The organism is Allobosea rubneri (assembly GCF_032464875.1).
Classification (GTDB): domain Bacteria; phylum Pseudomonadota; class Alphaproteobacteria; order Rhizobiales; family Beijerinckiaceae; genus Allobosea; species Allobosea rubneri.
The window spans coordinates 1-5,985 of record NZ_JAWDID010000102.1; the positions used below are offsets into that span (position 1 = coordinate 1).

Below are 5,985 nucleotides of genomic sequence, written 5' to 3' on the forward strand. Positions count from 1 at the left end.
TCCCTCGTCTCTCCCCCGCCCCCTTGGGTCGCGACTCCGGCACCGGGCCCATTTCGTCGAGCCCGGGCTTGCGCGGTCGCGCCACGCGCGCGACCGGCTTCGCTTCGCCCCCGCCCCAATTGTGCGGGCCCATATCGGCGTCGGTCGGCTTGCGGGCGCGGGTCGGCAGGTTGGCGCTCGCCCCGTAGGACCGCTCGCCCTGGTATTTGCCGGCGCTGCCCTCGACATCGCTCTGGCGGGCGAGCGGGTCGTCGGCGATGGCGAGCTCGGTCGCCTGCAGGCGCTTGATCTCGTCGCGCAGGCGCGCGGCGGTCTCGAATTCGAGGTCGGCGGCGGCCTCGCGCATGCGCTTTTCGAGATCGGCGATCGCAGCTTTCAGGTTGTGGCCGGCGACCGGCGCCTCGACCAGCCCGCGATCGACGGTGACATGGTCGCGCTCATAGACCGAGCCGAGGATGTCGCCGATGTTCTTCTTCACCGTCTGCGGCGTGATGCCGTGCTCTTCATTGTAGGCGAGCTGCTTCTCGCGGCGGCGATTGGTCTCGGCCATCGCCCGCTCCATCGAGCCGGTGATGTGGTCGGCATAGAGCACGACCTTGCCGTCGACATTGCGCGCGGCGCGGCCGATGGTCTGGATCAGCGAGGTCTCCGAGCGCAGGAAACCTTCCTTGTCGGCGTCGAGAATGGCGACGAAGCCGCATTCGGGAATGTCGAGGCCCTCGCGCAGCAGGTTGATGCCGACCAGCACGTCGAACGTCCCGAGGCGCAGGTCGCGCAGGATCTCGATGCGCTCGATCGTGTCGATGTCGGAGTGCATGTAGCGCACGCGCACGCCGTTCTCGTGCAGGTATTCGGTCAGGTCCTCGGCCATGCGCTTGGTCAGCACGGTGACGAGGGTGCGGTAGCCCTTCTCGGTGACCTCCTTGACCTCGTCGAGCAGGTCGGCGACCTGGTGCTTGGCCGGCCTGATCTCGACCGGCGGATCGATCAGCCCGGTCGGGCGGATGACCTGCTCGGTGAAGACGCCGCCGGTCTGCTCCATCTCCCATGAGCCGGGCGTCGCCGAGACATGCACCGAGGCGGGGCGCATCGCGTCCCATTCCTCGAAGCGCAGCGGCCGGTTGTCCATGCAGGAGGGCAGGCGGAAGCCGTATTCGGCCAAAGTCGCCTTGCGGCGGAAGTCGCCCTTGTACATCGCGCCGATCTGCGGGACCGTGACATGGCTTTCGTCGGTGAAGACGAGGGCGTTGTCGGGCAGGTACTCGAACAGGGTCGGCGGTGGCTCGCCCGGCTTGCGGCCGGTGAGATAGCGCGAATAGTTCTCGATGCCGTTGCAGGAACCGGTGGCCTCGATCATCTCGATGTCGAAGGTGCAACGCTGGTCGAGCCGCTGCGCCTCGAGATAGCGCCCCATGCGGTTGAGCTCGTCGAGCCGGCCCTTGAGCTCCTCCTTGATCGACTTCACCGCCTGGTTCAGCGTCGGCCGCGGCGTGGTGTAGTGCGAATTGCCGTAGACCTTGATGAATTCGAGCTCGCCGGTCTTCTGGCCGGTGAGCGGATCGAATTCCGAGATGCTCTCGATCTCGTCGCCGAACAGGCCGATGCGCCAGGCGCGGTCCTCATAGTGGGCCGGGTAGAGCTCGACCGTGTCGCCCCGGACCCGAAAGGTGCCGCGCGCAAAATCGTGCTGGACGCGCTTGTACTGCAGCGCCACGAGGTCGGCGATCAGCTGGCGCTGCTCGATGCGCTCGCCGAGCTTCAGCGAGAAGGTCATCGCCGTATAGGTCTCGACCGAGCCGATGCCGTAGATGCAGGAGACCGAGGCGACGATGATCACGTCGTCGCGTTCGAGCAGCGAGCGCGTCGCCGAATGGCGCATCCGGTCGATCTGCTCGTTGATCGAGGATTCCTTCTCGATATAGGTGTCCGAGCGCGGCACATAGGCCTCGGGCTGGTAGTAGTCGTAATAGGAGACGAAGTACTCGACCGCGTTGTCGGGGAAGAAGCTCTTGAACTCGCCGTAGAGCTGGGCCGCCAGCGTCTTGTTCGGCGCGAGGATCAGCGCGGGGCGCTGCGTCTCCTCGATCACCTTGGCCATGGTGAAGGTCTTTCCGGAGCCGGTGACGCCGAGCAGCACCTGGTCGCGCTCCTGCCGGCTGATACCGTCGACGAGATGGGCGATCGCGGTCGGCTGGTCCCCTGATGGAGAGAAATCGCTCTTCATCTGAAAACGCACGCCGCCTTCCGATTTCTCGGGGCGTTCGGGCCGGTGCGGCGTCCAGGGCTTGCCGGGCTCGATGAACGGGCTGCCGGTCTCCAGCAGCGTCTGCAGCGACTGCGCCGTCAGCGAGGCCGCGGTCTCGCCATCCGAGCCGGCAAAGGCGGCGTCGGCCTTCTTGGAGAGCTTGCGCTTCTTGGCCTCGCCGGCCTCGCCCGGCCGCGCCTCGTAGCCGGCCTGCGGCGTGTCCTTGAAGCCGGAGGCGCCGCCCGGCACCGCCGTGCCGCGGTTGATCGCCGGGTTGAGCAGATCGGCGAGATAGCCCTCCAGCGGCTTCAGATCAGGCTTCGTCGCCTTGGAATTGGGCGTGCGGGCGCTCGCCGGCTTCTTCGCGGGCTTGGCCTTGGCGGCGGGGCGTTCCGCCTCGGGCGAGGCGGTGTCGGAGCTGGCATCGGGGCGCTTTGGCATGGCCGCAATATGGGCGCAGATCGCCGCCGATGCGAGGGGGCAGGGACGCGCTCCCTCTCGATTGATGACAGGAGTTGACAGGAGACGATCTGCTCGCATTAGTTGTATTATTAGGTGATGCAATCAATGGGAGCGGCCATGCCGGGGGGCGGGGCTGGGACCGATGCGGCGGCCGTCGACGCCTTCATCGCGAAATGGCGTGTCTCGGAGGGTGCGGAGCGGGCCGCCTATGCGCAGTTCCTGACCGAGTTCTGCCGATTGATCGGCGCCGAGACGCCGCTTCCGCCGACCAGCGATGCCGAGGCGGTGACCTATCGCTTCGAATATCCGGTGGCGTTCCACGATGACGCCGGTACGGCCGGCACCGGCCGCATCGACCTCTATAAGAAGTCCTGCTTCGTGCTCGAAGCCAAGCAGAGCCGCCTCAAGGGCCAGCGCAAGGAGATCCTGCTGGCCGGGGACGGGGCGGATGAGCCCTCGGCCGTGCCGCGTGGTCGTCGCGGCGCCGACCGCTCGCTCGACGTCATGATGCTGCACGCCAAGCGCCAGGCCGAGCATTATGCCCGGGCTCTGCCGGCCTCGCATGGCTGGCCGCCCTTCGTCATCCTCTGCGATGTCGGGCACTGCTTCGAGTTCTATGCCGACTTTTCCGGCCAGGGGAAGAACTACGCCCAGTTTCCCGACCGGCACCGTTTCCGCGTCTATCTCGACGATCTCCGCGACCCGGCGATCCGGGCCCGGATCGCCGGGATCTGGTCCGATCCCGGCTCGCTCGACCCCGCCCGCCATGCGGCGCTCGCGACGCGCCAGATCGCACTGCGGCTCGCCGCCGTCTCGAAGGCGCTCGAACGGCGCTACGACGCCGAGGATGTCGCGCTCTTCCTGATGCGCTGCCTGTTCACGATGTTCGCCGAGGATGTCGGCCTGATCCCGCGCGACAGCTTCAAGCGCTTGCTGCGCGAATGCCTGGAGGCGCCGAAGAGCTTCAAGCCGCTGGTCGAGGATCTCTGGCGGGCGATGGATCGCGGCGACTATTCCTCGGCGGTGCGGGCGCAGATAAAGCAGTTCAACGGCCGCATGTTCGCCGAGCCGCAGGTCTTCGCGCTCGGCCGGGACGGCATCGCCGAATTGCTGGCGGCGGCCGAACACGATTGGAGCCTGGTCGAACCGGCGATCTTCGGCGCATTGCTCGAACAGGCGCTGGAGCCGGCCGAGCGGGCAAGGCTCGGCGCGCATTACACGCCGCGCGCCTATGTCGAGCGTCTGGTCGTCGAGACCGTGATCGCGCCGCTGCGCGACGACTGGCGAGCCGTGCTCGGCGCGGCCCAGCAGGCGCGCGATGGCGGCAGCGCGCGGGCGGCGCTGGCGCTGGTCGAGGCCTTTCACACGCGGCTCTGCAAGACGCGCGTGCTCGACCCCGCCTGCGGCACCGGCAATTTCCTGCATGTCGCCCAGGATCTGATGAAGCGGCTCGAGGGCGAGGTACTCGAGACCGCCGCCGAGCTCGGCGCGGTCGAGCATCTCGGCGGCTTCGCCGAACGCGGCGTCGGGCCGGGGCAGTTCTTCGGCATCGACGCCAATCGCCGGGCGGTGGCGATCGCCGATCTGATGCTCTGGATCGGCTATCTGCAATGGCATCTGCGGACGCGGGCCTACGCGCCGCGCGAGCCGATCCTGCGGAAGCTGGCGCAGATCGCGCCGGGCGATGCGCTGCTGACCTGGGACGACTGGCCGGTGCCTTCTGTGGAAGCCGGCCGCGAGGTCGCGCCGGCCAATCCGCGTCCGCCGCCCTGGCCGGAGGCGGATTTTATCGTCGGCAACCCGCCTTTCATCGGCGGCAAGGACCTGCGCGGCCGGCTCGGCGACGGCTATGTGGCGGCGCTGCGGCTCGCCTGGCCCCAGATGAACGAGAGCGCCGACCTCGTCATGTACTGGTGGGACCGCGCCGCCGCGCTGCTCACAGAGCCGGGCACGGTGCTGCGGCGCTTCGGCTTCGTCACCACCAATTCGATCACGCAGCTCTTCCAGCGCCGCACCGTCGAGCGGCATCTGGATGCGCAAAACCCGGTTTCGTTGCTGCTGGCGGTGGCCGACCATCCCTGGACCAAGGCCGGCAAGGACGCCGCCGCGGTGCGCATCGCCATGACGGTGGCCGCTGCCGGCCGACATGAGGGGCGCCTGCTCGAAGTCATCTCGGAAACGGGCCTCGACAGCGATCAGCCGCAGATCGGCTTCGCCGAACGGGCGGGCCGGATCAATGCCGACCTCACCATCGGCGCCGACGCTTCGCGTGCCCAGTCCTTGCTGGGCAACGAGGCGATGTGCTCGCCCGGCGTCAAGCTGCACGGGGCGGGCTTCATTGTCTCGCCGGCAGAGGCGGCGGGGCTCGGCCTCGGCCGGCGTCCCGGGCTCGAAGCGCATATCCGGCCTTATCGGAACGGGCGCGATCTCGCCGCCCGCCCGCGCGGCGCCCTCGTCATCGACCTGTTCGGGCTCGACGCCGGAGAGGTCCGCGAGCGCTTCCCGGAGGTCTACCAGCACATCAAGCTGACGGTGAAGGAGGTAAAGGACGCGACCGGTAGGCTGATCGGGCGCGACGCCAACAACCGGCAGTCCTATCGCGATCTCTGGTGGGTTTTTGGCGAGCCGCGTCGCGAATTGCGGCCGGCGCTCGCGGGCCTGCAGCGCTACATCGCCACGGTCGAAACCGCCAAGCATCGCGTCTTCCAGTTCCTCGACCAGTCGATCCTGCCAGACAACATGGTCATCGCGGTCGCGCTCTCGGACGCCTTCCATCTCGGCGTGCTGTCCTCGCGCATCCATCAGCTCTGGGCGTTGCGCGCCGGTGGCTGGCTCGGCATCGGCAATGATCCCCGTTATTCCAAATCGCGCTGCTTCGATCCTTTTCCCTTCCCCGACGCCACGGAGAGTCAGAAAGAGGCGATCCGCGAGCCGGCCGAGGCGCTCGACGCCTTGCGCAAGCAGGTGCTCGCGGCGAATCCCGGGTTGACGCTGACCGGGCTCTACAATGTCCATGAGAAGATCCGGGCCGGCCTGCCGCTGACGCCCGGCGAGGAGGATGTCCGCGATCGCGGCCTCGTCCTGATCCTCGGCGAGCATCACGACACCATCGATGCCGCGGTGGCCGCGGTCTATGGCTGGCCGGTCGATGCCGGTGTGGAGGAGGTCCTTTCCCGTCTGATCGCCCTCAATCGCGAGCGGCGGGGCGAGGAGGCGCGCGGCGCGGTGCGCTGGCTGCGGCCGGACTATCAGCGCCCGCGCTTCGGGGAGGGCGGGGG

2 protein-coding genes are annotated in these 5,985 nt (G+C 68.1%); one reads left to right on the forward strand and one right to left on the reverse strand.

Annotated elements, in window-relative coordinates:
• A partial coding sequence (gene uvrB, locus RKE40_RS29180) for an excinuclease ABC subunit UvrB (RefSeq protein ID WP_316021666.1) occupies window positions 1-2,686 on the reverse strand: 2,686 nt, incomplete at its 3' end.
• 138 nt (window positions 2,687-2,824) lie between these two features.
• Between uvrB and RKE40_RS29185 the strand changes: the two genes are divergently transcribed.
• Window positions 2,825-5,985: class I SAM-dependent DNA methyltransferase (locus RKE40_RS29185; protein ID WP_316021667.1), on the forward strand; the 3,161-nt coding region annotated here is incomplete at its 3' end.